Genomic DNA, 25,870 nt, shown 5'->3' on the forward strand with positions numbered 1-25,870 from the left:
AGCCCGAAAAGCTAACATCTAGAGAGGACCTGATAGGTCTTCTCTTTTTTTATGTTCAGAGTGATGAAGACACGCTTCCTAAAGTTAATAAAGTTTCTAAAACCGAATCCTAATCGTTTGATGTCTTTGATCAACTTGTTAGTCGCTTCAAGTTTTGCGTTTGAATAGTCCGTTTCTAGGGAATTTTTGATGTATTGCTTGAGTCTAAGGAAAGTCCTAAAGACTGTTTGAAAATAATGATTGACGACATTTAAGTTTTCTTGAATGAACTCAAAAAACTCATCTACTCTTTTCTCCTGAAAGTGAAAAAGCAAGAGCTGATAGAGGTTATAATAATTAGCGAGTTCCTCTGAGAAATTCAATGTCTTCTCAACAACTTCATGTGGTGCTAAAGTTTGGCGGAAAGTCTTTGAATAAAAAGAGTTGAAAGAGAGTTTACGGCTGTCCTTTTGGAAGAGTCGCCAGTGATTCTTCAAGGCTCGATAGGGTAGAGACTTCTTATCGAACTGGTTCATAATCACAATTCTTGTCTTTAAAAAGGCACGTCCAAGGTGCTGAATAATGTGAAATTGATTAAGAACTATTTTGGCATTAGGGAAGAGTTTACGAGCCAGTGGAATATAAGCTCCAGACATATCCATCGTGATAAACTGTACCTGTTGTCGGACTTTCAATGGATACTTCAAAAAGTAGTTTCGTATAGTAGTTTGGCGACGATTATCAAGGATGGTTATGAGTTTGTTTGTCTCATAGTTCTGAGCCACAAAAGCCAATTCCCCTTTCTTAAAACCAAACTCATCCCAGGACATAACAGCTGAGAGTTTTTCATAATGTTACTTGAAAGTAAACTGGTCGAGTTTACGATAGACAGTGGACGTTGACACACGAAGCCTTTTGGCAATATCAGTTAGTGATACCTTCTCAGTTAGGAGTTGTGAGACCTTTTGACGGACTAGATTGGAGATTGGCAGTTTTTTCAACGATTGACGTCTCAGCTACCGTGACTCGTCTACAATTTTTACACTGGAAGCGACGCTTCTTCAGACGTTGTAGTGTCGGCGTTCCCGCTTGTTCGAGAAGAGGAATTTTAGAAGGTTTTTGAAAGTCATATTTAATCATCTTTCCTTGGCAATGAGGGCATGGTGGTGCAGGATAATCCAGTTTTGCTTGAACCTCGATATGAGTATCCGTTTCAAAAACAAGAGAAATAATGATGTTAGGGTCTTTAATTCCGATTAATTCTGTGGTATTCTTAATAAGTTTCATAAGTTCTTCCTAATGATGGTTTGGTTGCTTTTCATTATAGTTCTTATGGGACTTTTTGTCTGCATTCAAAAAGCTCCATAATCTCTACAGTGGTTTTACCCACTACAGAAATTATAGAGCCCATAAAATTAGGCCGTCAGGCCTTTTTTTAGTGGTCTGAATAATGGTATAATACTTCTTATGATAATACAATTTAACCCAAACAAACTATGTAAGCAAGCTTTTTTTATGGAAATAGTGAATTATCTATATCTTAATCAGCCTGTGACGCTGAGAGCAATAAAAAGGCAGTTTCCTTTTCAAAAGAATATCGATAAATTAATTGAGGAGTTTGTAAAAGCAGGCTATATTGAACGTTTCGAGAAACGTTATCGTTTATTAATTAGTCTCGTGTCAGATTCTTCTAAAGTTGATTTAGATCAGCATTTTTTTATTAATGATGATTCTACTTGTTATTTAGAACTATTAAATCGTAGATTTGTTACTGAGATAAGTAATTCTACTAATGAAGTTGTCATTATTGAACAAACGAGTATCACGAGAGATGATCTTACAATTTCAAACTATTTCTATAAATTAAGAGAAAATCTACCATTATCGGAAGAGCAGAATAGATTATATGATATATTAGGGGATGTTAATCCTGAATATTTTTTAAAACATGTTACGACTTTTCTTTTAAAATACGTTAGGAAGGAATATGCACTTCAAAAAAGGAGGAATATTTTTGTTGATGCTTTAGAATTATTAGGGTATCTTATTCAAGTAGAAGAAGGTCGTTATCTTTTGAATATGGACTTAGATTCTGAAGCATTAGTTTTTAGTGCAAAAAAAGACTAGTTTTATTACTAGTCTTTTTTATGACAACTTTAACGATTCCTTAGTTCAAGATAACGTTTGTACCAGATGTTAACATAAGATTGTGAAAATGGCCCTTTACCATTGTTAATCCAATCTACTAAGATTTTAACATGTTCCTTTAAGATATAGTCAATATCAGGAGAGTAATGCATTTCTTTTTTATGTGTTTCATACTCATCTACATCTAGCAATTTTTTTTCACCATCAGCGAAGACTTTGACATCTAGGTCATAGTCAATATATTTTAGCGCTTCTTGGTCCAAAACATAGGGACTGGCTAAATTGCAGTAGTAGGAAATGCCGTTATCCCTAATCATGGCTATAATATTAAACCAGTATTTTTTGTGGAAATAAACAATAGCAGGTTCACGCGTTACCCATCGTCTTCCGTCTGCTTCAGTAACGAGGGTGTGATCGTTAACGCCAATAACAGCATTCTCAGTTGTCTTTAGTACCATAGTATCGCGCCAAGTACGGTGCAATCTACCATCATGCTTATAACTTTGAATTGTGATAAAGTCGCCTTCTTTTGGTAATTTCATGGCGTCCTCTTTCTACAATAAGGGTTATCTTCATTATTGTATCATAATTTTGAGAAAAGAGGGGGAATTCCTAGAAATATTCTCTTAGAGCGGAGGCTATAGCATTAAAGTCATAACCTTTTCGGGCCAAAGATTGTGTTAGGCGTTGCTTGAGTTCATAACCGTCGTATTTTTTACTAAATTTTTGATATTGCTTTTCTATTTCTTTATAAAGGAGAGTTTGTTCATTTTCTTCATCGGCTTCTAGTTCTAGTTGGTCAATAGCTTGCTTACTTTCTTGGAATGCAAAGCCTTTATTAATGAGGTTCTGAGTCAATTTATCCTTTAGAGATTTGGTTGGTAATTTTCCTTGATATTTTCTTAATAATTTTGAAGCTACTTTAATTGCTACTTCCGAGAAATCAAACTGGGTTAATACCTCGTCAATGACTTGTTTCTCACAGCCTTTTTGTAGCCATTTTTGCTTCAAGACATAGGCACCTTTATCTCCGGAATTTAAATTCTGTTGAGCTAGGCTTTCTAGAAGTTTATAATCATCAATCCAATGGTCTTTCTTTAGATTATCAATGATTTGGGGAATTATATGTGGATTTATTTCATGCTTAAAAAGATAATCTCTTACTTCTTTTTCCGTACGTTGTTTAAAGGAAATAAAATAGAGGGCCAGATTTTTACCATGTGAGAACTGCGCAAAGTTTTTAATATCTTCTAGCTGATTTTTACTTAGTGTCTTTTCTTTTGTTAACATGTACTTGACGACGGTGTCTTCTGTAACATAGAGACTCTCTTTTTGGTCTATCTCGACGAGATAGAGTTTTTTTTTCTTTTCGATTTTTGTGATTTTCATAGTTATTATTATATCAAAATGTTAGAATGGTAGTATGAATTTACAAGTGAAACAACGTATCCCACTTAAGATTAAACGCATGGGGATCAATGGTGAGGGCATTGGTTTTTATAAAAAAACATTGGTTTTTGTTCCTGGAGCTTTGAAGGGGGAAGAGGTATTTTGTCAGATTGTTTCGGTTAAGAGAAACTTTGTTCAGGCAAAACTATTAAAGATTAATAAAGCTTCCAAGTTTCGTGTTGAACCTAAATGTGGTGTCTATGAAGAGTGTGGTGGTTGCCAGTTGATGCATCTTCGTTATGATAAACAATTAGAGTTTAAAACGGATCTATTAGGACAAGCCTTGAAAAAGTTCAAACCGGCTAATTTTGAGTCTTATGAGATTCGTCAAACAATTGGGATGGAGCAACCACAACATTATCGTGCTAAACTACAATTTCAAACACGTTCTTTTGGTGGCTCAGTTAAAGCAGGCTTATTTGCGGAAGGAAGTCATCGACTAATTAATATTGATGATTGCTTGGTTCAAGATGAGTTAACGCAAGCGATGATGAATAAGGTTACAAGTTTGCTAGATAAATACAAGTTACCGATTTATAATGAGCGCAAAATTTCTGGGATTCGCACAGTTATGATACGACGTGCTTTAGGGTCTAATCAGGTCCAGCTAATTTTTGTAACATCTAAGTCTGTTTCTTTGACTAAGTTGGTGAAGGAGTTAATTTTAAGTTATCCTGAAATTGTAACAGTTGCTATCAATTATAACTATTCGAAATCCAGTGAGATTTATGGCCAAGAGACGGAAATTATCTGGGGTCAAGATACAATCCAAGAAGAGGTGCTGGACTATAACTTCGCTCTCTCTCCTCGTGCATTTTACCAGTTGAATCCTCAACAAACAGAGGTACTCTATGGTCAGGCCGTCGAAGCTTTAGATGTGGATAAGGATGAACATCTTATTGATGCTTATTGTGGGGTTGGTACTATTGGACTTGCTTTTGCAAATAAGGTAAAGAGTATTCGCGGTATGGATATCATTCCTGAGGCTATTGAGGATGCTAGGAAGAATGCCAAATCACTTGGCCTAGAAAATACTTACTATGAGGTGGGGAAAGCAGAAGATATCATTCCACGTTGGTATAAGGAAGGCTATCGAGCAGATGCTCTTATTGTAGATCCACCGAGAACGGGTTTGGATGATAAGTTACTCAAAACTATACTGGAATATACTCCTAAAAAAATGGTATATGTTTCATGTAATGTGTCTACTTTAGCTAGAGATCTGGTTTCTTTAGCTAAGGTTTATGATGTGAACTATATTCAGTCGGTAGATATGTTTCCTCATACTGCTCGGACAGAAGCAGTTGTGAAGCTAACTAAGAAAATGTGACAAAACCTAACATAAAAAACAAGAAATTTTCAAAATTGTTGGAAAATTTCTTTATTTTTCTAAAAAATAGGAGTATAATAGGCTTATCGATTTTTTTAAGGAGGAGCGTATGAAGAAGAGCTTCATTCATCAACAAAAGGAAATTTCTTTTGTTAAAAATACTTTCACACGGTATTTAATTGATAAACTTGACGTCGTTGAAGTGCAAGGGCCTATTTTGAGTAAGGTCGGGGATGGTATGCAGGATAATTTAAGTGGTATTGAAAATCCTGTAACTGTTAATGTACTTCAGATTCCTGACGCGACATACGAAGTTGTTCACTCATTAGCAAAATGGAAACGCCACACTTTGGCTCGTTTTGGTTTTAATGAAGGTGAAGGGCTTGTGGTTAATATGAAGGCTCTTCGTCCAGATGAAGACTCATTGGATGCAACGCACTCTGTTTATGTTGACCAATGGGATTGGGAAAAGGTTATTCCTGATGGACATCGTAATATTGCGTATTTGAAGGAAACCGTCGAGACAATCTACAAAGTCATTCGTTTGACTGAGCTTGCTGTTGAGGCACGTTACGATATTGAAGCCGTCTTACCTAAGAAAATTACCTTCATCCATTCAGAAGAGCTTGTTGAGAAGTACCCTGATTTGACACCAAAAGAGCGTGAAGATGCTATTACTAAAGAATATGGTGCTGTATTCTTGATTGGTATTGGTGGTGTACTTCCTGACGGGAAACCGCATGATGGTCGTGCACCTGACTATGATGACTGGACAACTGAGTCTGAGAACGGTTATCATGGTTTGAATGGAGATATTTTGGTTTGGAATGAGCAATTAGGACATGCTTTTGAGTTATCATCAATGGGGATTCGTGTTGATGAAGATGCACTTAAACGTCAGGTTGAAATTACTGGCGACCAAGATCGTTTGAAATTGGATTGGCACCAAGCCTTGTTACATGGCTTATTCCCACTAACAATTGGTGGTGGTATTGGTCAATCACGCATGGCTATGTTCTTGCTACGTAAGAAACATATCGGTGAGGTTCAAACTTCAGTTTGGCCAGATGCCGTTCGTGAAACTTACGAAAATATCTTGTAAAAAGAGTACTAACGAAAGTTAGTGCTTTTTAATTTGGAATAAATTGTGCATTATTGATTAGAAAATGTGTTATTGGACTAGGTATCGTGAGAGTTGAATATATTTTCATTATAAAGAAAAACCTATCCCTTGTAGGAGATAGGTTATAAAATTAGTTGTTGCTACGGAAAAATGCGTCATAGAGCGCTCTAACGGCCTCTTTCTCTTGTTCAGTTTCAATTACAAACATGACAGAAACTTCACTTGAACCCTGAGAAATCATTTCAAGGTTAATGTGTTTTTCAGAGAGTGCTTTGGCCGCTGTCGCTGTAACACCGATGTGGTCTCTCATATTTTCACCAACAATCACGAGTATAGAAAGGCCATGTTCAATTTCAACTTCATCAACACCAAGTTCACGCGTCAAGTAAGAGAGGATTTCTTGTTCTTTGATTGGGGTAAGTTCACGTTCTCGAATGATGATTGAAAGGTCATCAATTCCAGAAGGCATGTGTTCCCAACGGATGTTTAAATCTTCCAAGATTTGTAGCACCTTACGTCCGAAACCTACCTCGCGGTTCATGAGGTATTTACTCATATTGATGCTGACAAACTTGTCATCGCTAGCAATACCAACAACTGGAACGGTTGCTCCCTGGTGTTCAAGAATAATACGTGTGCCTGGGTGGTCCGGATTATTGGTGTTCTTGATAACTAATGGAATCTTACCACGATATGCTGGGAGGAGAGCTTCATCATGAAGAACCGAGAATCCAGCATATGCCAACTCACGCATTTCTTTGTAAGTCAACTCTGGAATAGAGTGCGGTTCATGTACTACACCTGGGTGGGCTGCGAAAATACCATCTACATCTGTAAAGTTTTCATATAGGTCAGCTTTAACACCTGCAGCTACGATAGAGCCTGTGATATCAGAGCCTCCTCGTGAGAATGTACAAATTTGATTATCAGAGGTGACCCCAAAGAATCCAGGAATAATCAGAACCTCATCTGATTCACGAAGTTCTTCTAACTTATCATATGAACCTGGAAGAATACGGGCGTTGCCTGGCTCACTTGAGACCAAGATACCAGCTTCGCGAGGATGAATGTAGCGTGCTTCAATATCGTTGTTGCGGAAATATTCAGCAATTAATTTTGCATTATTGTCCTCTCCAGCAGCTAGGAAGGTATCATAGAGGAAATTGTTATCTTCGATAGGAAGCGTAGCGAGGTCAGTAATAGCTTTAGCAATGTTTACCATCTCTTTTGATTTGAAACCTAGTTCATCAACCATAGCTTGGTAGCGGTTAATAATCCATTCTTGGTCAGCTTTAACATCAGCACCCTTTATATAGTGTTTGTAGTATTTAATTAGGGCGTCTGTAACTTTAGTATCCTCATCGTTACGTTTACCAGGGGCAGAGACAACGACAAAGCGGCGTTCAGGGTCAGATTTTACAATGTTTAAGACTTTTTCTAATTGTGTAGCTGAAGCGAGTGAGCTTCCGCCAAATTTGATGACTTTCATAGTTACTCCAAAAAATTATAAATTACTCTACAATTATAGCAAAATTCTGACAATTTGTCACATTGTTTTTAAAAACGACTAAGATTTAGTCTGATTATGATACAATAAAGGAAGAAAAGGAGGATATCCCGTGGTAGAGGCAATTATTTTTGATATGGATGGTGTCCTTTTTGACACTGAAAAATATTATTATGATCGACGGGCAAGTTTTTTAGGCCAAAAAGGTATTTCAATAGATCATTTACCCCCGTCTTTCTTTATAGGTGGAAATACTAAGCAGGTTTGGGAAAATATTCTCAGAGATGATTATGATAAGTGGGATGTGTCAACTTTACAAGAAGAGTACAATACTTATAAACAAAATAATCCCTTACCCTATAAAGAATTAATTTTTCCTGATGTTTTAAAGGTTTTAAATGAAGTGAAATCTCAAGGGGTGAAAATAGGCTTAGCCTCTAGCTCAGTGAAAGCAGATATCTTTAGAGCTTTGGAGGAAAATCGTTTGCAAGGTTTCTTTGATGTTGTTCTCTCAGGAGAGGAATTCAAAGATAGTAAACCCAATCCAGAGATTTATTTGACAGCGTTAAAGCAATTAAACGTGCAAGCAAATCGTGCTCTTATCATTGAAGATAGTGAAAAAGGAATTGCTGCTGGAGTAGCTGCAGGTGTAGAGGTCTGGGCGATTAAAGATAATCGGTTTGGTATGGATCAAAGTGCTGCAAAAGGTTTATTGGATAGTCTTCCAGATGTTTTAGACTTAATAAATTAGAAAACAACACCGAGCTTTTCTTCTCGGTGTTTTGATGTGTGAAATTAAAAAAATCTAAGTTTATGTTGACCTTTAGGTGGACTATGGTATACTAGGAAATAACGATAAATAATTTGATTATCAAATTATCTATTCGTCAAATGAAATTATGATAAGAAATCAAATAAGATGCGGTTTTGATATAGTAACTAGTTATCGGAAGGAGTGCTAAAATGGCTTACGAAACGATTCTTTATAGTGTTGAGGAGGGAGTGGCAACATTAACTCTCAATCGCCCTGAAGTGCAAAATGGATTTAACATTCCAGTTTGTGATGAGATTATGGCTGCAATCGAGGAAGCAGGGCAAGATGTATCTGTGAAGTTCTTGGTTATCAATGCTAATGGGAAAGTCTTTTCTGTCGGTGGAGACCTTGATCAAATGAAAAAAGCTGTTGCTGTAGATGATGTACAATCTTTGGTTCGTATTGCTGAGCAAGTGAATGAAATTTCTTTTGCTCTTAAAAAATTGCCTAAGCCAGTCATCATGGTTGTTGATGGCCCCTGTGCAGGTGCTGCTGCTAACTTAGCAGTTGCAGCAGATTTTACAATTGCATCTGAAAAAGCTAAATTTATTCAAGCTTTCGTAGGTGTTGGTTTGGCCCCTGATGCTGGTGGTCTTTACCTTTTGACTCGTTCAATTGGTATTAATCGTGCTACTCAAATTACCATGACAGGAGAGCCTGTGTCAGCTGAGAAAGCTTTAGATTGGGGAATTGCTTACAAGGTAGTCGATTCAGAAAAGCTTGAGAAAACAGTGAGTCAGTTAATTAAGAAATTAAATCGTTCTTCAGTTAATTCATTCAAAGCAATTAAAGAAATGGTTTGGGAATCTGAATTTGCAGGTTGGGAAAATTATGCTAAGCTGGAGCTTGATTTGCAGAAATCTCTTGCATTTACAGAGGACTTTAAAGAAGGTGTACGTGCTTATAGTGAGCGTCGCCGTCCTAAATTCCAAGGGAAATAAACTTGTTTTCAGAAATTAAAACTAAAGTTTTCAAATTGGACTTGCTAAATTAGTTTGAGTCTGATATAATTTGACAATCAAATCTTATTGAAAGGAGTCTGGTGTGAATTACGATAAAATTAATGGCTATCTTGTTGATATTTTTAATAACGTCGTTATTATCGAAGAAGCAAGTTTGAAAAATTCAAAGTTTAATGATGTTTCCCTCAAGGAAATGCATACCATTGATGTGATTGGTACACATCCAGATACGACACCAAGTGCAGTTGCTAGAGAGCTTATGTTAACCCTTGGTACTGTAACAACTTCTCTCAATAAACTTGAAAAGAAAGGATATATTATTCGTACGCGATCATCTGTTGATCGTCGTGTGGTCCATCTATCACTTTCTAAAAAAGGTCGTCTGGTATATCGTCTTCACCGTGGTTTCCATAAATCAATGGTGATGCGGATTACAGAAGGCTTTAACGACGAGGAGTTAAAGGTTATGAGCAAGGGCTTGGAAAATCTCCATGCCTTTCTTGAGGAGTTAAAATAATGGCATTTGCAAAAATTAGTCAGGTTGCCCATTATGCACCTGCTCAGGTCGTGACCAATGATGACCTATCTAAAATCATGGATACCAGTGATGAGTGGATTCGCTCACGTACAGGGATTCAAGAACGTCGCATTTCATTAAATGAGAATACCAGTGATTTAGCTACCAATGTTGCTTATCAGCTGTTGGAAAAGTCGGGATTATCTCCCGAAGAGCTAGACTTTGTTTTAGTTGCAACGATTTCTCCTGATAACTCCATGCCGTCAGTGGCAGCACGTGTTCAAGGAACAATTGGAGCAGTTAATGCCTTCGCTTTTGATATTACTGCGGCATGTAGTGGTTTTGTCTTTGCTTTGGCAACCGCAGAAAAATTGATAAAGTCAGGCGCTTACAAAAAAGGTTTAGTCATTGGTGCTGAAGTTCTTTCAAAAACTTTAGACTGGTCTGATCGTACAACAGCAGTTCTTTTTGGAGATGGTGCTGGCGGTGTTTTATTAGAAGAATCTGAAGAAGAACATTTTTTTGGTGAATCTTTAAATACCGACGGTAGCAAGGGCGGTCTTGAGTCAGGAGCTTCTGCAGTTATTTCGCCTTATTCTGATGGTACTGAGCAGCCTAATCCCTATATGCAAATGGATGGTAAAGCAATCTTTGATTTTGCTGTGAAGACTGTTTCGAAGAGTATTAAAGCATTGGTTGAAGAAAAAGGTGATCCCGATTACTTCCTTCTTCATCAAGCTAATATTCGTATTTTGGATATTATGGCTAAGAAAATTGATGTCAGTCGTGATAAATTTCTGGCTAACATGATGTCTTATGGTAATACCAGTGCGGCAAGTATTCCAATCTTGCTTTCTGAAAATGTGGCGAATGGGACTCTTCAATTAGGCAGTGATCAAACAATTCTTCTCTCAGGTTTTGGCGGGGGTTTGACATGGGGCAGTCTAATTGTTAAAATCTAGTTATATAAATTATGCACCAGCATAGATTATAAGAAATATATTTATCTTAAAGGAGAAAATAAAATGGCAGTATTTGAAAAAGTACAAGAAATCATTGTTGAAGAACTTGGGAAAGATGCAGAAGAAGTAAAAGTAGAAACTACTTTTGACGAACTTGATGCTGATTCACTTGATGTATTCCAAGTTATCTCAGAAATCGAAGATGAATTTGATATTCAAATCGAAACTGAAGAAGGTCTTAACACTGTTGGTGACCTTGTTGCTTACGTAGAAGAGAAAACTAAATAAGCAGGTCATAGAGAATATTCTTATTAGGGATATTCTCCTTTGTTTATACAATTACTTTGATTATTAAACTATTTATTTGATTAGAAAATCGAAAAAAGGTGAAAAATGAAATCTCGTATTACAGAACTGTTAGGAATTAAATATCCAATCTTCCAAGGTGGTATGGCCTGGGTTGCTGATGGTGACTTGGCTGGAGCCGTTTCAAATGCTGGTGGACTCGGAATTATTGGTGGCGGTAATGCCCCTAAAGAAGTGGTAAAAGCTAATATTGACAGAGTAAAACAAATCACTGACAAGCCATTCGGTGTTAATATTATGCTTTTGTCGCCATTTGTTGACGATATTGTTGACCTTGTTATTGAAGAAGGTGTAAAAGTTGTTACAACTGGTGCAGGCAACCCAGGTAAATATATGGAACGTTTTCACGAAGCTGGAATTACAGTAATCCCAGTTGTTCCATCGGTTGCACTCGCTAAACGTATGGAAAAATTGGGAGCGGATGCTGTTGTCGCAGAAGGTATGGAAGCTGGTGGCCATATCGGTAAATTGACAACTATGGCTCTTGTTCGACAAGTTGCAGATGCGGTATCTATCCCGGTTGTTGGGGCTGGTGGTGTTGCTGATGGACGTGGTATGGCTGCTGTTCTCATGCTTGGAGCAGAAGCTGTGCAGGTTGGTACGCGTTTCGCTGTTGCCAAGGAATCTAACGCTCACCAAAACTTCAAGGATAAGATTTTGAAGGCTAAAGATATCGATACTGTGATTTCTGCTTCTGTTGTAGGACACCCTGTTCGTGCCATTAAGAATAAGTTGGCTACAGAGTACAATCAGGCTGAAAAAGATTTCTTAGCTGGCAAGAAAACTCAAGAGGAAATTGAAGAGCTTGGTGCAGGTGCCCTTCGTAACGCGGTTGTTGATGGAGATGTGGAATATGGTTCAGTTATGGCTGGACAAATTGCAGGTCTTGTTCGTAAAGAAGAAACATGTGCAGAAATCTTGGAAGACCTTTACACAGGCGCTGCCAAGGTGATTAAAGAAGAAGCTGCTCGTTGGGCAGATGTAAACGTCTAAAAACGTCGAAAGGATTAGGATAGTGACAAAACGTGCGTTCTTATTTGCTGGTCAAGGGGCTCAGAAATTGGGCATGGCGAGCGATTTGTATGCGACTTATCCCGTTGTCAAAGAGACATTTGATACGGCTAGTCGTATTCTAGGTTATGATTTGCGTGAATTGATTGATTCTAACGAAGAAAAACTTAATCAGACACGCTATACTCAACCAGCTATTTTGACAACGTCAGTAGCCATTTATCGCCTTTTGGCAGAAAATGGTATCACTCCTGATATTGTTGCCGGTCTCTCTTTGGGTGAATATTCTGCCCTAGTTGCGGCTGGAGCACTCTCATTTGAGGATGCGGTAGCCCTGGTTGCTAAACGTGGAGAATTCATGGAAACAGCGGCTCCTGCTGGAAGTGGGAAAATGGTTGCAGTCATGAATACAGATCCAAGTTTGATTGAAGAAATCTGTCAAAAAGCATCTGAAAAGGGTGTAGTAACGCCTGCTAACTATAATACTCCAGCACAAATTGTTATTGGTGGTGAAGTTGAGGCTGTTGATTATGCTGTGGAATTGCTTAAAGAAGCTGGTGCTAAACGTCTGATTCCTCTTAATGTTTCAGGACCGTTCCATACAGCTTTACTTGAATCAGCTAGTCAAAAATTGGCAGCAGAACTTGAGAAAGTGTCATTCAATGACTTTACGCTTCCTTTAGTAGGTAATACTGAGGCTCAAATCATGAAGTCAGAAGACGTCAAAGCACTTTTGGCTCGTCAGGTGATGGAACCTGTACGTTTTTATGATTCGATTGCCACTATCCAAGAATTTGGTGTAGATGAAGTGATTGAGATTGGTCCAGGAAAAGTCTTGTCAGGTTTCTTGAAGAAAATTGATAAAACCCTACCAACTCAAAATGTTGAAGATCAAGCTAGTCTTGATGCCCTTCTTAATGCGTAAAACGAGGTAAACATGGAACTTAAGAATAAAAATGTTTTTGTAACAGGTTCAACACGTGGAATTGGATTAGCTGTGGCACATAAATTTGCTAGTCTTGGTGCCAACGTTGTCCTAAATGGACGTTCTGAAATCTCTGAGGACTTGCTTGCACAGTTTGCAGATTATGGTGTAACTGTTGTTGGTATCTCAGGTGATATTTCTAATGGTGAAGATGCTAAACGTATGGTTGCGGAAGCTATTGAAAAGCTTGGTAGTGTTGACGTGCTAGTTAATAATGCTGGTATCACTAACGATAAGTTGATGTTGAAGATGACTGAAGAAGATTTTGAACGTGTCTTGAAAATCAACTTGACTGGTGCCTTCAATATGACACAAGCTGTCTTGAAACCAATGTCTAAGGCGCGTCAAGGTGCCATCATCAATATGTCATCTGTTGTAGGTCTTATGGGGAATATTGGTCAAGCTAACTATGCAGCTTCAAAAGCTGGTTTGATTGGTTTCACTAAATCAGTAGCGCGTGAAGTTGCGGCCCGTGGTGTCCGTGTCAATGCTATCGCTCCTGGTTTCATTGAATCAGATATGACTGACGCTATTCCAGAGAAAATGAAAGATGCTATGATTGCTCAAGTACCAATGAAACGTATTGGTCAAGCAGAAGAAGTGGCAGAAGTTGCAGCATTCTTGGCTAGTCAAGAATATCTCACAGGTCAAACCATCGCTATTGATGGTGGTATGACTATGCAATAATTGATTTTCAATATCAAAAAATCATTTACTACAATATCCATCCGACAAAAGGAGAATATATATGTCTACAAATCGTGTTGTTGTTACAGGTTACGGCGTAACCTCACCAATCGGTAATACACCAGAAGAATTTTGGAACAGTCTTCATGACGGTAAAATTGGTATCAAGCCAATTACTAAGTTTGATGCTTCTGAAATTCCAGTCTTTAACGCTGGTGAAATCCAAGATTTCCCGTTCGATAAGTACTTTGTGAAAAAAGATACTAACCGTATGGACACTTACTCACTTTATGCGATTTATGCTGCTATGGAAGCTCTTGAAAATTCAGGACTTAACATGGAAGAAGAAGATCGTGATCGTGTTGGTGTTATCGTGTCATCTGGTATCGGTGGTCTCCAAGAACTTGAAGATCAAATCATTCGTATGCACGAACGTGGTATGAAACGTATCAAACCAATGTTTATCCCTAAAGCACTCTCAAACATGGGTGCTGGTAACATTGCTCTTAAAATTGGTGCACAAGGGGTATGTAAATCAGTGACGACTGCTTGTGCCTCTGCCAATGATGCAATCGGTGAGGCCTTCCGTGAAATTAAATTCGGTTTGCATGATGTTGTCTTGGCTGGTGGTGCTGAAGCTTCAATCACTAAGATTGGTATCGGTGGTTTCAATGCTCTTACAGCACTTTCAACAACAGAGGATCCAGAACGTTCATCAATTCCATTTGATAAAGACCGTAATGGTTTTGTTATGGGTGAAGGTGCAGGGGTTCTCGTTATCGAAAGCTTGGAACATGCTCAAAAACGTGGTGCTAACATCTTGGCTGAGATTGTTGGTTACGGATCAAATTGTGATGCCTACCACATGACAACACCAACTCCAGACGGTTCTGGTGCTGCTAAAGCAATTAAATTGGCTATCAATGAAGCTGGTATCAAACCTGAAGATGTTGATTATGTTAATGCTCACGGGACATCAACACCTGCCAATGAAAAAGGTGAAAGTGGTGCCATTGTTTCTGTACTTGGTAAAGATGTACCAGTTTCATCTACTAAATCATTTACAGGTCACTTGCTAGGTGCTGCTGGTGCGGTTGAGGCTATTGCAACAATCGAAGCTATTCGTCATAGCTATGTACCGAAAACTGCTGGTACAAAAGAATTGTCTGACTACATCGAAGCTAATGTTGTTTATGGTGAAGGTCAAGAAGCTGATATTGAGTACGCAATTTCAAATACTTTCGGTTTTGGTGGACACAATGCTGTTCTTGCCTTTAAACGTTGGGAGGCTTAATTCATGAATATTTCTGAAATCAAAGATTTGTTGGCTCAATTTGATGCATCAACTTTGCGTGAATTTTCATACAAAAACAATGGTGAAGAATTGAACTTGAGCAAAAATCAAACAAGTTCAGTAACAGCTGCCCCAGTAGCTCCTACAGTTGAAGTAGTTGCGCCAGCTCCTCAGGCTCCGGTTGCTCCAGTAGCAGCACCTGCTGCTGTTGAAACTCCAGCAACACCAGTTGAAGAAGCTTCTGCACCAGCTCAAGCTGCTGAAGGAGAAGTGGTTGAAAGTCCACTTGTCGGTGTGGCTTACTTGTCTCCATCACCTGAAAAACCAGCCTTTGTTTCTGTTGGCGACACTGTTAAGAAAGGTCAAACTCTTCTTATCGTTGAAGCGATGAAGGTTATGAATGAAGTGCCAGCGCCTAAAGATGGTGTTATTACTGAGATCTTGGTAGCGAATGAAGAAGTTGTTGACTATGGAAAAGGATTGGTACGCATCAAATGACAATTGATATTAATGCTATTCGTGAAGCTTTACCACACCGTTATCCAATGCTTTTGGTTGACCGTGTGCTAGAAGTTTCAGAAGACGAAATCACAGCTATTAAAAATGTAACGATCAATGAACCTTTCTTTAATGGACATTTTCCTCAATACCCAGTTATGCCTGGCGTTCTTATCATGGAAGCTCTTGCGCAAACAGCTGGTGTTCTTGAATTGTCTAAACCTGAAAATAAGGGCAAATTAGTCTTTTACGCAGGTATGGATAAGGTTAAATTTAAAAAACAAGTGGTTCCTGGTGACCAACTTGTTATGACAGCTAAGTTTGTTAAACGTCGTGGAACAATTGCTGTTGTTGAAGCTAAGGCTGAAGTCGATGGTAAACTTGCTGCATCAGGTACTTTGACTTTTGCTATTGGAAGCTAATGTTTTGTGAAAATCCTTCTGGCGACAGTCGGAAAGGATTTTTCTTTAGACATTGGTCTATCACATAGAAAGGAAATCAACACAGACTATCAAAAAATGTCTGATGTTATCTTGTTTTATGTTTAAAAAATTATTGATTGCCAATCGTGGTGAAATTGCAGTGCGTATTATCCGTGCAGCGCGTGAATTGGGTATCCAAACGGTTGCTATTTATTCTGAAGCAGATAAGGATTCTCTCCATACTATGCTTGCTGATGAAGCTATTTGTATCGGGCCTGCAAAATCAACGGATTCTTATTTAAATATGAATCGTGTCCTATCAGCTGCTATTGTGACTGAGGCTCAAGCTATTCACCCAGGGTTTGGTTTCTTGAGTGAAAACTCTAAATTTGCCACTCTCTGTGAAGAAATGAACATCAAGTTTATTGGTCCTTCAGGCGAAGTCATGGACAAGATGGGTGACAAAATCAATGCCCGTGCTGAAATGATTAAGGCTAATGTCCCTGTAATTCCTGGTTCAGATGGTGAAGTCTTTACAGCTGAGGAGGCTTTGGAAGTTGCCAACCGTCTTGGTTACCCAGTGATGCTTAAGGCTTCTGCCGGTGGTGGCGGTAAGGGGATTCGTAAGGTTAACACTGAAGAAGAGTTAGCTCCAGCTTTCGAATCTGCGTCACAAGAAGCTAAAGCAGCCTTTGGTAATGGGGCGATGTATATTGAAAAAGTTATTTACCCAGCTCGTCATATCGAGGTTCAAATTTTGGGAGATAGCTACGGTAACATTGTTCACCTAGGTGAGCGTGATTGCTCTCTTCAACGTAATAACCAAAAGGTCTTGGAAGAATCACCTTCAGTTGCTATTGGTAAGACTCTTCGTCACGAAATTGGTTCTGCAGCTGTCCGTGCCGCTAAGGCTGTAAATTATGAAAATGCGGGTACTATCGAGTTCCTTCTTGATGAAAAAACAGGTCAGTTCTATTTCATGGAAATGAATACCCGTGTTCAAGTTGAGCACCCAGTTACAGAATTTGTAAGTGGTGTGGATATTGTTAAAGAACAAATCCGTATTGCCGCAGGTGAAAAACTCTCTGTGACCCAAGATGATATTGAAATCAAGGGACATGCTATTGAGTGTCGTATCAATGCAGAAAATCCTAAGTTCAACTTTGCACCTAGTCCAGGGAAAATTAGCAATCTCTACCTACCTAGTGGTGGTGTTGGTCTTCGTGTAGACAGTGCAGTTTATCCTGGCTATACTATTCCACCTTACTATGATTCAATGATTGCTAAAATCATTGTTCATGGAGAAAATCGATTTGAGGCACTCATGAAGATGCAACGTGCCCTTTACGAGCTCGAAATCGATGGTGTTGTGACTAATGCTGACTTCCAGTTGGATTTGATTTCAGATCGTAGCGTTATCGCTGGGGATTATGATACTTCCTTCTTGATGGAGACCTTCCTACCAGATTATCAGAATCGTGAGGAATAAAGTTTATGGGATTATTTGATCGAAAAGAAAAGTATATCCGTATCAATCCTAACCGTTCTGTACGTAATGGGGTTGATCACCAAGTGCCAGAAGTTCCAGATGAACTTTTTGCCAAATGTCCTGGTTGTAAACAAGCTATTTATCAAAAGGACTTGGGACAAGCTAAAATCTGTCCAAATTGTTCTTATACCTTCCGTATTTCCGCTAAAGAACGTCTCGATTTAACGGTTGATGAGGGGTCATTCCAAGAACTTTTTACTGGTATTAAAACTGAAAATCCATTGAATTTCCCAGGTTATATGGAGAAATTAGCAGCGACTAAGGAAAAAACGGGTCTTGATGAAGCTGTTGTAACTGGTGTTGCAAGTATCAAGGGGCAAAAAACAGCCTTGGCCATTATGGATTCTAACTTTATCATGGCTTCAATGGGAACTGTTGTTGGTGAGAAAATCACCAAACTCTTTGAACATGCGATTGAGGAAAAACTTCCAGTTGTTATTTTTACAGCATCTGGTGGTGCCCGTATGCAAGAAGGAATCATGAGTTTGATGCAGATGGCCAAGATTTCAGCCGCTGTAAAACGTCATTCGAATGCTGGCTTGTTGTATTTGACTGTATTGACAGATCCAACAACTGGTGGGGTTACAGCAAGTTTCGCCATGGAAGGTGATATCATCTTAGCTGAGCCACAAACCTTGATTGGTTTCGCAGGTCGTCGTGTCATTGAAAACACAGTTCGCGAAACTTTGCCAGATGATTTCCAAAAGGCTGAGTTCCTTCAAGAACATGGTTTTGTTGATGCCATTGTCAAACGTACAGAGTTGGCTGATACCATTGCCACACTCTTATCATTCCATGGAGGTGTTCAATGAGCGACGTAGCACGTATTTTAAAAGAAGCGCGTGATCAAGGCCGTTTAACTGCTTTGGACTTTGCCCAAGGAATCTTCGATGACTTTATCGAACTTCATGGCGACCGTAATTTCCGTGATGATGGTGCCGTTATTGGTGGTATTGGTCGTTTAAATGGTCAAGCTGTTACTGTAGTGGGTATTCAAAAAGGTAGAAATCTTCAAGACAACCTTAACCGTAACTTTGGCCAACCACATCCAGAGGGCTATCGTAAGGCTCTTCGACTTATGAAACAGGCTGAAAAGTTTGGTCGTCCAGTTGTTACCTTTATCAATACTGCAGGTGCTTATCCTGGTGTTGGAGCAGAGGAACGTGGACAAGGTGAGGCAATTGCGCGTAACCTTATGGAAATGAGTGATCTTAAGGTGCCAATTATTGCCATCATCATTGGTGAAGGTGGTTCGGGAGGAGCTCTTGCCTTGGCGGTAGCCGATAAGGTTTGGATGCTTGAAAATACCGTCTATTCTATCTTGAGTCCTGAAGGGTTTGCAACCATTCTCTGGAAAGATGGCTCACGTTCAGAAGAGGCAGCAGAGTTGATGAAGATTACATCAGGAGAGTTACTCAATATGGGAATCGTTGACAAGGTTATCCCAGAACGTGGTTATTTTACTAGTGAAATTATTGAAGCGATTAAGACAGCTATCATAGATGAATTGGCAGAATTAAGCCAATTATCAAAAGAAGACTTGCTTGACGCGCGTTATCAACGTTTTAGAAAATATTAAAAACATTGGGGTATTACTCCCAATGTTTTTTAGACGGTATGACGTTCGAAGGCTTGGTCTGAGATGCCTTGTTCAAGGATAAGTTTAGCCCATTCCTTAGCCGAATGAAGGCTGTGATCCTTATAGTTACCACAAGATTCAATGGTGGTTCCTGGAACATCTTCCCAAGTAATTTCGTTTGCAATAGCTTCAAGACTAGATTTGATAACTTTGGCAATTTCTGTAGGATCTTGTTTACCCCACATAATCATATGGAAACCTGTACGGCAACCAAATGGTGAGCAATCAATAAGTCCATCGATACGTTGACGAATTAGTTTAGCGAGCAGGTGTTCGATAGTATGAAGACCACCTGTATCGATACTATTTTCGTTAGGTTGGATCAAACGGATATCGAAGTTTGTAATGATATCTCCTTTAGGTCCAACTTCCTCCGAAATAAGACGGACATAAGGTGCTTTAACAATAGTGTGATCAAGTTCAAAACTTTCAACAGTAACGTCCTTTGGCATGATAATACCTCCCTATTCTAATAAAGTTATCATACCATAAAATCAACTTAAAGTTCTAGTATTTATTTGAGTAATACCACTGTTGTTGATTAGAATAAGCAAACCCCTTGAAAATAAAGGGTTTATAACTGCTAATTCATATTCTAATTTCAATTTGCTTACCTTTTTGCTTACTTTTAGATAGATTTTAGTGCTTGCTCATAAAATGACGTCGCTTTTTTAGCGTTCTCTTTTGATAAGTGACTGTATGTGTCCATAGTCATTGAAAGAGTAGAATGTCCTAGACGGTGTTGTAACTCCTTATAAGGAATACCCGAATTAAGGAGCAAACTAGCATGAGTATGTCGAAAACCGTGGAAACCTATGTTATTGACACCCGCTTTTTTAAAATGCGTTTTAAGTCGTCCCGCTACTGCTTTATAATTTGGATAGGCATTGATGAAATCAGAGAATACCACTGTTTCAGTCCTGCCTAGTTTCCAAGCCTCTTGAGTTTGCTTGCGTTGGTATCTTTTAAGCATGGTTACGGTTTGCTGATCTATGTCTATATCTCGGTAACCAGCTTTCGACTTTGGACTGTTTAACTTCATATCACAGTTTAAAGTCTTTGTTATATGGACAACCGAATTATCAAGGTCAATATCAGACCATGAGAGAGCCAAAGCCTCGTTAATACGACAACCAGTGGCAAGTAAGAACTTATATAGCGTGATGTCATAATAATTTTTATATTTAGAGTTGTCTAAACTATCAAGGTAGGTAAGAAATTGTTTAAGCTCATCATTATTGAAATGCTTAACTTTGGCTTTCTTATCCTTTTGAGTGTTTCGAGGTAAAACAACATTATTGGCTGGGTTAGTTGGAATAACTTGTAAAATCACTCCATACTGTAATATACGTTTGTTAAGGGTGTGAATTTTGCCGTAATGCAGATAAGCGCCAACTTCACCAGTATTTGTACTGTTTGCCAGCTTATTCATCATGGACTGAATGACTGGGGTTGTCAGCTTATTCAGTTTAAACTCACCAAACAACGGTAAAACATGGTTGTTTAAGAGCGATTTTTGTGTGTTTCTTGTATTAACTTTAACTGTATTTTTGTAGTTATCCCACCATGAGGAAGCCAATTCCTCGTATGTTTCTATTACTACTTCTTTGTAACGTGTTGATCCATTAGCTTTAAAATCAAAATGAGCTTGTTGGGCTTTGGTCTTGAGTTCTTTCTTTGTCCTAGCGGTTACTTTGGTTGTAACTTTCTTGCCAGTGATTACATCAACACCAAGATATATATTAGTACGATAGACGGTTGACCCGTCTTTTTTCTTTATCTCGTTAATCTTCATAATGATAAACCTTTCTAAACATCAGCAGGCAAGCTATTATCAAAAAGGTTTTGTATCATGCTAGGGGCTACGAGAACCCTCTTTATTTTCGATTTTAACTAGTCAGACGGTAAATATAATACCAGAGTTGGAGACACGGCGGATAGGGGGGCTAATATGGGCTTGTTTATAGTAAACAGGCCTGTATTTAAAGTTTTTTATCGTCAGTTAGCTGTTTTAAAGTTTTTTCAAAGTCCGAGTTTATCTTTTGAGTTTTGTTGAATAGTTGGTATTCTGCTTTTGCTTTATCTTTCGCAACCTTGGAAGTGATTTTCCCATGACCTTCTAAAATATCGTATTCTTGGAAAGTCAAAAAGCGGTCAATGCTTTGGGCTAGTTGTTGCATTGTCTGAGCTTTTCGCTGTTCTATCTGTCTTTCTAGGTAATCAAAATAGCTAGATATTCCTCTTTCAAGGGAACGGATTTCTGTTTCTGAAAGGTAATTCTTTGCTATTTGGGTATCTGCTTGCAGTATACGACCGTTAGGGGAGTTTTTCCATGTTGTAAGTCCCATGTTGTCTTTTGTATGGTCAGCTTTCGTGTAGATAATTTCCGCAGCAGTTTGGCCAGTGATTGCATAATGAAACTTATTCTGTACATCAGCATAGAATTGCTTAGTCAACGTACTTTGTGGGTCATAGTCGATAGAGATTTCAGCAAAAATATCTGTAATCTGTAACCATATACGGCGTTCACTAGCTCGGATAGAACGCACGCGCTCCAAGAGCTCACGGAAATAGTCTTTTTCCAGCAAGTTTTCGCCTTGTTTCAGACGGTTGTCATCCATGGCGAACCCTTTTATCATGTACTCACGAAGTACCGAAGTAGCCCACTGTCTAAATCTCGTAGCTTTTTGGGAATTGACACGGTAACCAACTGAAATGATGGCGTCAAGATTGTAGAAATCAACTTGGCGGACAACTTCACGACTACCCTCTATTTGAACTGTTTCCATTTTGGAAATAGTTGCTTTTTCTTCTAATTCGCCCTCTTCAAAGATATTTTTTAGGTGTTTACTGATTGCAGGAACACCGACGCCAAAAAGTCTAGCCATTTCTTTCTGACTAGCCCAAATCGTTTCGCCTTTGATAATGACACTAGCTGTTTCGCTATCGTTGTCAGCAGTATAGATTAAGAATTGTAATTCGTTCATGAGAGTCCTTTCTAAAATATTGTGAGGAGTTGACTTTTGTTGACGTCAACAAAATTGATAGGTATAACCTTTACTAGGTCAGCGGACTTGCTAAAGCACGAGGGAAGCACGCGCATTGGTTATAAAATCGCCCCTTTCGGCTCCCCAAAAAGAGTAAAAGGTTGATATTTTGAAAGTACTAAAACAGGTTTTGTCAAGTTCTGGAGTATCAGAATTTGATAAACCTTGAAAAAATATCTTGCAGGAGGTGTTACTTTATTTCAATCAGCTTTTGATAAATTTTTTCAGTTAGGGCCGTTTGCTGGCTAGCTGTTAGATGTCGGGAGGTACGGATAATAGCAGTCCCGTAAACGTAGTGAGAACCTGGATTTAAAATCCCGTTGCCATCAAATGCTGATAAGTATGTGTTCCGCTTTTCAGCTTCTTCTTTGGTCTTATATACTTCCACACTACCGCCACCGTCTGTTCCTTTTCCTACAATATCCGAGCCGTCCACTGCTTCCGTGACTTGACTATCAGAAAAATAGACTGAAGCAGTATAGCCGCCCTGCTTGTTCAAGTTTCCGTTAGGGTCATTAGCTTCTGTTACTGATTGAACGCCTGTAATTGTATCAATTTCTTTTAGCCGTGTTTCTACAAACTCCCTTGATGGGTTGGTGATCTGCTTAAGCTGGGTCACACTCTTTTGATAGTCGGTCATCTTGTCGGCCAGTTCTTTCTGAGTATTTGAGTAGTCTACAGGCTGGGCTAGTTCTTCAACTTGTTTTTCAATATCTGAAGTATCACTTCCCATTTTCGGAACTTTTCGAATCGCTTTTTTTGTATCGGCTAGGGTTGTCTTTAACTCCTCTAAAGTGGCTGCTTCCAATGGTTCAGCATTTTCTTTTACCAGCTTTTCGGCGTCTGACACCAGCTTTTCAATCTCCTTGTTTTCATCGTCGAGCACTCCCGCTGCTTTTTCAAATCTGCTTACGGCTGCGTGATGTGGAGCGTAGGAAAGAAAATAATATCCCGCCCCTGACGATCCAATGGCGAGAGTTGCGACAGTTGCGATGAGAGCTTTTTTCATTGAGTTGTTCTCCTTTAGTGTGTTTTATTAAGTGGTGGCGCGTGGGTTTAGAACAGACCGCTGAGGGTGAATAAATCCAAATTCTTTATCGTTGGTGAAAATGGCAGAACTTCAAAAGTTTCAGATAGTTTTTCTTTTACTTCTTCAACTAATTCATTTTGAAATTGAACAGGCATGTTATCAAAAATACTCGTTTCTGACGGTGAATTGTCGAGAACAATACTATCTAAATATCCATTGTTAAATGGAATACCTGGTTCATATTCTTCTACGTAATTAAATCTATACTCAAGAATTTTTTTTATATTTTTACCTCTAGTAAATTCAATTAATAGAAAAGCAGGTTCTTTAAAGTCTGGTATTGCCTTCCATTTCTCTTTTACTTCCGCTAGAGAATCAAAATTAATAAAACCACACTGTACCTTTACATCATAAGGCCAAAAATCAAAAAATTCTGAAGGGCTAACCTCTAGATAATTACAAATTTTATCAATGGTTTGTAAGCTTATTTTATCTGTATTATTATTTGAAATTTTTGAAATGGTAGAGCGTGCTATACCAGTGTCATTAAATAATTGAGTTGCCGAGATACCTCTATCAATCATCAATTTAGCTAAATTATTACGAAGCATAAGAAAATTCCTCCTTGAAAATATTTTAGCCTATGCGCTAAAATTTTTCAAGTTTTTTTATTATTTTACTTGACACGATAAAAATATAGTGTATAACCAGAGATATAATTTTAGCGTTAACGCTTCAATTTTTTCAAAAAATACAAAAAAGGAGGGCTTGGGATATGAAGAATAATTTTCGTGTTCTTTTAGCGAAACAACGAAAAAAGGTTTCAGACGTACACAAGGCAACAAGTATCGCAAAAAGCACTTTGATAGCTTTGTACTACGAGCGTACTAAGCGCCCAGATATTGAAACCTTGCTAAAGATTGCTAACTATCTAGGTGTTTCTATTGATGAACTACTAACACCAGAAGATTAAGAAAGGCAGGCAAGCAATGAAGAGGAACTATACAAGGGTCATCGATGAAATGCGAACCACTCACGGGCTGAACTTGGTAGCTATTGGCCAACGAATAGGCATAGATCCCCGAACAGTTGGAAAGTGGGCGCAGGGCAAACATAAGCCCAACAAGGAAATCAGAAAAAGACTAAACAAGTTATACAGAGAGGTTAAGCGAGACATGACAAAACAGCAAAAAGATTTATGTGATTTTTTTGGGAACTTCTATCCCAAAGGAGAACCACACAACAAAAAGGAAGTTTTGGAAGTTGTAACAACTCAACGATTCGGATCTAAATACTTTGATGTTTATGGAGACATTCAAAATCCGTTATTTGTAGCGGTAGAGGTTGCTGAGATGATTGAAATCCAAAACACCACAGATTTACTAAAACGGGTAGATGATGATGAAAAGCTGACCTATGTAATATCTAGGGCAGGTCAAAAAAGAGAAATGAATATGCTGACAGAGTTCGGAGTCTATGAAGTTTTATCGCAGTCACGCAAACCACTAGCAAAAGAGTTTAAAAAAGTTGTCAAACACATTCTGAAAGAAATCCGACTAAAAGGCTACTACATGGCTGGGGAACTGGTGGAAGAACCACAGAGCACTATAAAAGCCCCTGACACGTTGGCAGAGGCAGAGAGGTATTATATCGATACACTAGCCAAAGCCATTGCAGAGGCTCAGAATATGGACGAGAAGAGCCGTCTGACAAGCAAGCTAACCCGATTCATGCAGGAGGTAGAACCACAATGGAACTAGTCTATATGGACGGTAAAAAAGAGCCTTATACGCTGAGCAGTATTGTGGCAGAATGCACGGGATTGCAACACCACACAATAACCAAGACGATCCGCAAACATCAAGTAAGGTTTGAACAGTTCGGAAAGGTTGGATTTAAAATCCAAGCTATGGAAAGTGGCCAGAATACCAAGGACTATATTTTGAACGAACAACAAGCGACCTTGTTAGTTACATTCTTAAAGAACACCGAGCAAGTGGCCAACTTCAAAACCAACCTAGTCAAAGCATTCTTTGAAATGCGTGAGGAACTTTCTAAGTTTCGTATGCAGAGGGCGCTAGAGAAGCCGAAAAGAAAAACCTTGCATGACAGTATAGAGACATGGGAGGCAAAACCCAAGCACGCGCATAGCACCATGAACAACCTGCTACTAAAAGCAGTAACTGACATGAACGCTAAGCAGTTAGTAAAAAGCCGTGGGGGCTACAATGGCATTGATAGCTTGACAAGTGACGAGCTGGAGCAATACCAAGCACTTGAGGATATGGTAATAGCCATGATTGGCTTGAATATGAGTTATCAGGAAATCAAGGCTATGGCATTCAGAAATAAAAAAAACACGCCAAAGAAGCGCGTGATTTCAACAAAAAAGGCTTAGCAATAACCACACCGCAGAGCCTTTCACACTAACACTAAAACGAATTTAACAAAGCAGGCAAGCTATTATCAAAGAGGTTTTAGTATCTTAAAAATATACACCATGATTATATCATAATTTTGGTGTCTTGTGTCCCTACTTAGAGCGCCAACT

General features: G+C 38.7%; 28 protein-coding genes and 1 pseudogene. 20 read left to right on the forward strand and 9 right to left on the reverse strand.

What is annotated here, in order from left to right; all coding sequences use genetic code 11:
- Positions 1-18: 18 nt before the first annotated feature.
- Positions 19-1,266, reverse strand: a pseudogene (locus EL076_RS10055) (ISL3 family transposase).
- A gap of 180 nt (positions 1,267-1,446) precedes the next feature.
- Between EL076_RS10055 and EL076_RS02040 the strand changes: the two are divergent.
- Positions 1,447-2,106: a DUF1803 domain-containing protein gene (locus tag EL076_RS02040; protein ID WP_126429043.1), complete on the forward strand. Its 660-nt coding sequence runs from the start codon at positions 1,447-1,449 to the stop codon at positions 2,104-2,106.
- Positions 2,107-2,135: 29 nt separating this feature from the next.
- Here EL076_RS02040 and ntdP read toward each other — a convergent pair whose 3' ends face one another.
- Both ntdP and recX read right to left on the reverse strand, forming a co-directional pair.
- Complete coding sequence (gene ntdP / locus EL076_RS02045; protein ID WP_003097880.1) at positions 2,136-2,669, reverse strand: nucleoside tri-diphosphate phosphatase; 534 nt, start codon at positions 2,667-2,669, stop codon at positions 2,136-2,138.
- 70 nt (positions 2,670-2,739) lie between these two features.
- On the reverse strand, positions 2,740-3,516 hold the full coding sequence (recX, locus tag EL076_RS02050; RefSeq protein ID WP_003097878.1) for a recombination regulator RecX: 777 nt from the start codon (positions 3,514-3,516) through the stop codon (positions 2,740-2,742).
- 34 nt (positions 3,517-3,550) lie between these two features.
- Here recX and rlmD point away from each other — a divergent pair, with 34 nt between their 5' ends.
- Together rlmD and asnA are read left to right on the forward strand one after the other, a co-directional pair.
- Positions 3,551-4,906 carry a 23S rRNA (uracil(1939)-C(5))-methyltransferase RlmD gene (gene rlmD / locus EL076_RS02055; protein ID WP_126429045.1) on the forward strand — a complete coding sequence of 452 codons (1,356 nt, stop codon included), beginning with the start codon at positions 3,551-3,553 and terminating at the stop codon, positions 4,904-4,906.
- Between the two features lie 109 nt (positions 4,907-5,015).
- Positions 5,016-6,008 (forward strand): aspartate--ammonia ligase, encoded by a 993-nt coding sequence (gene asnA / locus EL076_RS02060; RefSeq protein ID WP_003095518.1) that lies wholly within the window; start codon positions 5,016-5,018, stop codon positions 6,006-6,008.
- 151 nt (positions 6,009-6,159) lie between these two features.
- Here the strand turns inward: asnA and EL076_RS02065 are convergent, their stop codons facing one another.
- A complete protein-coding gene (locus tag EL076_RS02065) occupies positions 6,160-7,518 on the reverse strand; it encodes an aspartate kinase (protein ID WP_126429047.1) in 1,359 nt (452 codons plus the stop codon).
- Positions 7,519-7,648: 130 nt separating this feature from the next.
- Between EL076_RS02065 and EL076_RS02070 the strand changes: the two genes are divergently transcribed.
- The 14 genes from EL076_RS02070 (at position 7,649) to EL076_RS02135 (ending at position 19,182) form a co-directional block, all read left to right on the forward strand.
- Entirely contained in the window at positions 7,649-8,287 is a 639-nt protein-coding gene (locus EL076_RS02070) for an HAD family hydrolase (RefSeq protein ID WP_126429049.1), read from the forward strand.
- 212 nt (positions 8,288-8,499) lie between these two features.
- Positions 8,500-9,291, forward strand: coding sequence for an enoyl-CoA hydratase (locus tag EL076_RS02075; protein ID WP_126429051.1), 792 nt, complete (start codon positions 8,500-8,502; stop codon positions 9,289-9,291).
- A 103-nt stretch (positions 9,292-9,394) separates the two neighbouring features.
- Complete coding sequence (fabT, locus tag EL076_RS02080) at positions 9,395-9,829, forward strand: fatty acid biosynthesis transcriptional regulator FabT (protein WP_003095649.1); 435 nt, start codon at positions 9,395-9,397, stop codon at positions 9,827-9,829.
- On the forward strand, positions 9,829-10,791 hold the full coding sequence (locus EL076_RS02085) for a beta-ketoacyl-ACP synthase III (protein ID WP_003095560.1): 963 nt from the start codon (positions 9,829-9,831) through the stop codon (positions 10,789-10,791). Before fabT ends, EL076_RS02085 begins: the two co-directional genes overlap by 1 nt.
- Before the next feature lie 63 nt (positions 10,792-10,854).
- Positions 10,855-11,079, forward strand: a complete 225-nt coding sequence (locus EL076_RS02090) for an acyl carrier protein (protein WP_002885495.1) — start codon at positions 10,855-10,857, stop codon at positions 11,077-11,079.
- A gap of 105 nt (positions 11,080-11,184) precedes the next feature.
- Positions 11,185-12,150, forward strand: a complete 966-nt coding sequence (fabK, locus tag EL076_RS02095; RefSeq protein ID WP_048788388.1) for an enoyl-[acyl-carrier-protein] reductase FabK — start codon at positions 11,185-11,187, stop codon at positions 12,148-12,150.
- A 22-nt stretch (positions 12,151-12,172) separates the two neighbouring features.
- The gene (gene fabD / locus EL076_RS02100; RefSeq protein WP_014633940.1) at positions 12,173-13,093 is read left to right on the forward strand and encodes an ACP S-malonyltransferase; all 921 of its coding nucleotides are present in this window, start codon (positions 12,173-12,175) and stop codon (positions 13,091-13,093) included.
- 12 nt (positions 13,094-13,105) lie between these two features.
- Positions 13,106-13,840: a 3-oxoacyl-[acyl-carrier-protein] reductase gene (gene fabG / locus EL076_RS02105; RefSeq protein ID WP_002885572.1), complete on the forward strand. Its 735-nt coding sequence runs from the start codon at positions 13,106-13,108 to the stop codon at positions 13,838-13,840.
- A gap of 61 nt (positions 13,841-13,901) precedes the next feature.
- Complete coding sequence (fabF, locus tag EL076_RS02110; RefSeq protein ID WP_002885574.1) at positions 13,902-15,134, forward strand: beta-ketoacyl-ACP synthase II; 1,233 nt, start codon at positions 13,902-13,904, stop codon at positions 15,132-15,134.
- 3 nt (positions 15,135-15,137) lie between these two features.
- A complete protein-coding gene (gene accB / locus EL076_RS02115) occupies positions 15,138-15,632 on the forward strand; it encodes an acetyl-CoA carboxylase biotin carboxyl carrier protein (RefSeq protein ID WP_002885548.1) in 495 nt (164 codons plus the stop codon).
- Positions 15,629-16,054, forward strand: a complete 426-nt coding sequence (gene fabZ, locus EL076_RS02120; protein ID WP_002885470.1) for a 3-hydroxyacyl-ACP dehydratase FabZ — start codon at positions 15,629-15,631, stop codon at positions 16,052-16,054. The genes accB and fabZ overlap by 4 nt, the downstream gene beginning before the upstream one ends.
- A gap of 118 nt (positions 16,055-16,172) precedes the next feature.
- Positions 16,173-17,543, forward strand: coding sequence for an acetyl-CoA carboxylase biotin carboxylase subunit (locus EL076_RS02125; protein WP_002885488.1), 1,371 nt, complete (start codon positions 16,173-16,175; stop codon positions 17,541-17,543).
- A gap of 5 nt (positions 17,544-17,548) precedes the next feature.
- Complete coding sequence (accD, locus tag EL076_RS02130; protein WP_048790246.1) at positions 17,549-18,415, forward strand: acetyl-CoA carboxylase, carboxyltransferase subunit beta; 867 nt, start codon at positions 17,549-17,551, stop codon at positions 18,413-18,415.
- The gene (locus EL076_RS02135) at positions 18,412-19,182 is read left to right on the forward strand and encodes an acetyl-CoA carboxylase carboxyl transferase subunit alpha (protein ID WP_126429053.1); all 771 of its coding nucleotides are present in this window, start codon (positions 18,412-18,414) and stop codon (positions 19,180-19,182) included. Before accD ends, EL076_RS02135 begins: the two co-directional genes overlap by 4 nt.
- A gap of 29 nt (positions 19,183-19,211) precedes the next feature.
- Here EL076_RS02135 and EL076_RS02140 read toward each other — a convergent pair whose 3' ends face one another.
- The 5 genes from EL076_RS02140 to EL076_RS02160 all read right to left on the reverse strand — a co-directional run bounded on the left by EL076_RS02140 (position 19,212) and on the right by EL076_RS02160 (position 23,930).
- Positions 19,212-19,694 carry an S-ribosylhomocysteine lyase gene (locus tag EL076_RS02140; protein WP_002885585.1) on the reverse strand — a complete coding sequence of 161 codons (483 nt, stop codon included), beginning with the start codon at positions 19,692-19,694 and terminating at the stop codon, positions 19,212-19,214.
- 176 nt (positions 19,695-19,870) lie between these two features.
- On the reverse strand, positions 19,871-21,037 hold the full coding sequence (locus tag EL076_RS02145) for a tyrosine-type recombinase/integrase (RefSeq protein ID WP_003095366.1): 1,167 nt from the start codon (positions 21,035-21,037) through the stop codon (positions 19,871-19,873).
- A 187-nt stretch (positions 21,038-21,224) separates the two neighbouring features.
- The gene (locus EL076_RS02150) at positions 21,225-22,229 is read right to left on the reverse strand and encodes a virulence RhuM family protein (protein ID WP_126429055.1); all 1,005 of its coding nucleotides are present in this window, start codon (positions 22,227-22,229) and stop codon (positions 21,225-21,227) included.
- Between the two features lie 250 nt (positions 22,230-22,479).
- The gene (locus tag EL076_RS02155) at positions 22,480-23,298 is read right to left on the reverse strand and encodes an EbhA (protein ID WP_126429057.1); all 819 of its coding nucleotides are present in this window, start codon (positions 23,296-23,298) and stop codon (positions 22,480-22,482) included.
- Between the two features lie 47 nt (positions 23,299-23,345).
- Positions 23,346-23,930: a helix-turn-helix domain-containing protein gene (locus tag EL076_RS02160; protein ID WP_126429059.1), complete on the reverse strand. Its 585-nt coding sequence runs from the start codon at positions 23,928-23,930 to the stop codon at positions 23,346-23,348.
- Between the two features lie 164 nt (positions 23,931-24,094).
- Between EL076_RS02160 and EL076_RS02165 the strand changes: the two genes are divergently transcribed.
- Genes EL076_RS02165 through EL076_RS02175 form a run of 3 tightly spaced genes read left to right on the forward strand, consistent with a single transcriptional unit; the run spans position 24,095 to position 25,717 of the window.
- Positions 24,095-24,292, forward strand: coding sequence for a helix-turn-helix domain-containing protein (locus EL076_RS02165; RefSeq protein WP_017644139.1), 198 nt, complete (start codon positions 24,095-24,097; stop codon positions 24,290-24,292).
- A 16-nt stretch (positions 24,293-24,308) separates the two neighbouring features.
- Positions 24,309-25,079, forward strand: coding sequence for a BRO family protein (locus EL076_RS02170; protein ID WP_126429061.1), 771 nt, complete (start codon positions 24,309-24,311; stop codon positions 25,077-25,079).
- On the forward strand, positions 25,070-25,717 hold the full coding sequence (locus tag EL076_RS02175; protein WP_126429063.1) for a Rha family transcriptional regulator: 648 nt from the start codon (positions 25,070-25,072) through the stop codon (positions 25,715-25,717). The genes EL076_RS02170 and EL076_RS02175 overlap by 10 nt, the downstream gene beginning before the upstream one ends.
- Positions 25,718-25,870 lie beyond the last annotated feature (153 nt).

It is taken from the genome of Streptococcus vestibularis, assembly GCF_900636445.1.
Lineage (GTDB): Bacteria > Bacillota > Bacilli > Lactobacillales > Streptococcaceae > Streptococcus > Streptococcus vestibularis.

Excerpts from the sequence above, each read along its gene's own strand:
- EL076_RS02040 (WP_126429043.1), top strand. The coding sequence starts at position 1,447 with ATGATAATACAATTTAACCCAAACAAACTATGTAAGCAAGCTTTTTTT.
- ntdP (WP_003097880.1), bottom strand. The coding sequence starts at position 2,669 with ATGAAATTACCAAAAGAAGGCGACTTTATCACAATTCAAAGTTATAAG.
- recX (WP_003097878.1), bottom strand. The coding sequence starts at position 3,516 with ATGAAAATCACAAAAATCGAAAAGAAAAAAAAACTCTATCTCGTCGAG.
- rlmD (WP_126429045.1), top strand. The coding sequence starts at position 3,551 with ATGAATTTACAAGTGAAACAACGTATCCCACTTAAGATTAAACGCATG.
- asnA (WP_003095518.1), top strand. The coding sequence starts at position 5,016 with ATGAAGAAGAGCTTCATTCATCAACAAAAGGAAATTTCTTTTGTTAAA.
- EL076_RS02065 (WP_126429047.1), bottom strand. The coding sequence starts at position 7,518 with ATGAAAGTCATCAAATTTGGCGGAAGCTCACTCGCTTCAGCTACACAA.
- EL076_RS02075 (WP_126429051.1), top strand. The coding sequence starts at position 8,500 with ATGGCTTACGAAACGATTCTTTATAGTGTTGAGGAGGGAGTGGCAACA.
- EL076_RS02085 (WP_003095560.1), top strand. The coding sequence starts at position 9,829 with ATGGCATTTGCAAAAATTAGTCAGGTTGCCCATTATGCACCTGCTCAG.
- EL076_RS02090 (WP_002885495.1), top strand. The coding sequence starts at position 10,855 with ATGGCAGTATTTGAAAAAGTACAAGAAATCATTGTTGAAGAACTTGGG.
- fabK (WP_048788388.1), top strand. The coding sequence starts at position 11,185 with ATGAAATCTCGTATTACAGAACTGTTAGGAATTAAATATCCAATCTTC.
- fabG (WP_002885572.1), top strand. The coding sequence starts at position 13,106 with ATGGAACTTAAGAATAAAAATGTTTTTGTAACAGGTTCAACACGTGGA.
- fabF (WP_002885574.1), top strand. The coding sequence starts at position 13,902 with ATGTCTACAAATCGTGTTGTTGTTACAGGTTACGGCGTAACCTCACCA.
- accB (WP_002885548.1), top strand. The coding sequence starts at position 15,138 with ATGAATATTTCTGAAATCAAAGATTTGTTGGCTCAATTTGATGCATCA.
- fabZ (WP_002885470.1), top strand. The coding sequence starts at position 15,629 with ATGACAATTGATATTAATGCTATTCGTGAAGCTTTACCACACCGTTAT.
- EL076_RS02125 (WP_002885488.1), top strand. The coding sequence starts at position 16,173 with ATGTTTAAAAAATTATTGATTGCCAATCGTGGTGAAATTGCAGTGCGT.
- accD (WP_048790246.1), top strand. The coding sequence starts at position 17,549 with ATGGGATTATTTGATCGAAAAGAAAAGTATATCCGTATCAATCCTAAC.
- EL076_RS02135 (WP_126429053.1), top strand. The coding sequence starts at position 18,412 with ATGAGCGACGTAGCACGTATTTTAAAAGAAGCGCGTGATCAAGGCCGT.
- EL076_RS02140 (WP_002885585.1), bottom strand. The coding sequence starts at position 19,694 with ATGCCAAAGGACGTTACTGTTGAAAGTTTTGAACTTGATCACACTATT.
- EL076_RS02145 (WP_003095366.1), bottom strand. The coding sequence starts at position 21,037 with ATGAAGATTAACGAGATAAAGAAAAAAGACGGGTCAACCGTCTATCGT.
- EL076_RS02150 (WP_126429055.1), bottom strand. The coding sequence starts at position 22,229 with ATGAACGAATTACAATTCTTAATCTATACTGCTGACAACGATAGCGAA.
- EL076_RS02155 (WP_126429057.1), bottom strand. The coding sequence starts at position 23,298 with ATGAAAAAAGCTCTCATCGCAACTGTCGCAACTCTCGCCATTGGATCG.
- EL076_RS02160 (WP_126429059.1), bottom strand. The coding sequence starts at position 23,930 with ATGCTTCGTAATAATTTAGCTAAATTGATGATTGATAGAGGTATCTCG.
- EL076_RS02165 (WP_017644139.1), top strand. The coding sequence starts at position 24,095 with ATGAAGAATAATTTTCGTGTTCTTTTAGCGAAACAACGAAAAAAGGTT.
- EL076_RS02170 (WP_126429061.1), top strand. The coding sequence starts at position 24,309 with ATGAAGAGGAACTATACAAGGGTCATCGATGAAATGCGAACCACTCAC.
- EL076_RS02175 (WP_126429063.1), top strand. The coding sequence starts at position 25,070 with ATGGAACTAGTCTATATGGACGGTAAAAAAGAGCCTTATACGCTGAGC.